Source organism: Xenorhabdus thuongxuanensis, from assembly GCF_001908095.1.
GTDB lineage: Bacteria > Pseudomonadota > Gammaproteobacteria > Enterobacterales > Enterobacteriaceae > Xenorhabdus > Xenorhabdus thuongxuanensis.
The window spans coordinates 1-666 of the sequence record NZ_MKGR01000104.1 but is presented as its reverse complement, the minus strand read 5'-3'; the positions used below and the strand labels follow the sequence as shown (position 1 = coordinate 666).

The 666-nt window shown below is 43.2% G+C and carries 1 protein-coding gene and 1 pseudogene; both read left to right on the top strand.

Annotated features, from left to right (window positions below; translation table 11 throughout):
• Positions 1-311, top strand: a pseudogene (locus Xentx_RS19460) (phage tail protein); the annotation flags it as partial.
• A gap of 10 nt (positions 312-321) precedes the next feature.
• Positions 322-666 (top strand): tail fiber assembly protein (locus tag Xentx_RS18245; protein ID WP_074021890.1); only part of this gene is annotated, 345 nt, incomplete at its 3' end.

The following is a 666-nucleotide window of genomic DNA, read 5'->3' as shown; positions in this document are numbered from 1 at the left end:
AAAACCTCGGTTTAACAACAATCGGGCATGGTTCCGATATGATTTTTTATGGCCCTGATGGAATGAAAATGCAGGTGTTCACCCGGGCAGTACCTAACGACCCTACGTTTAATGGCGTAATGTCAAATCCGATTAGATACCCGCAGGCATTCCCCACCGGTGTGTGGGCGGTATTTTGTACCAAAATGAGCTATGTACATGTGTTAGCGTCGTGTGAACAGATTACAAAAACGGGTTTTCAGTGCGTCACTAAAAATATCGATACCATCAGTAGCTCGTCCAATGTTATGTTTCTGGCTATCGGGTGGTGAGGTGATATTAATGAAATTTAATTATGCATTTAGTCCAATGAATATCGCATTTTATTCATATATGTGGAAATCTGATTTTGATTTAGCGGGAACATGGCCTGCCGATGCTATCGATGTTCCTGATGATGTTTTTCGGCAATATTCATCAAATCCACCGGAGGGAATGATGCTGGGCGTTGATAAATCAAACATGCCTGCGTGGATTAAAATCCCCCCTCCGCCGCCAGAGGAATTACAGCAACGTGCTGAATCCAAAAAACGCTATCTAATGTCTCAGGCTGCAAATACCATTACGCCGTTGCAATATGCTGTAGATCTGAAAATGGAAACGGATAGCGAGCAATCGACACTGATC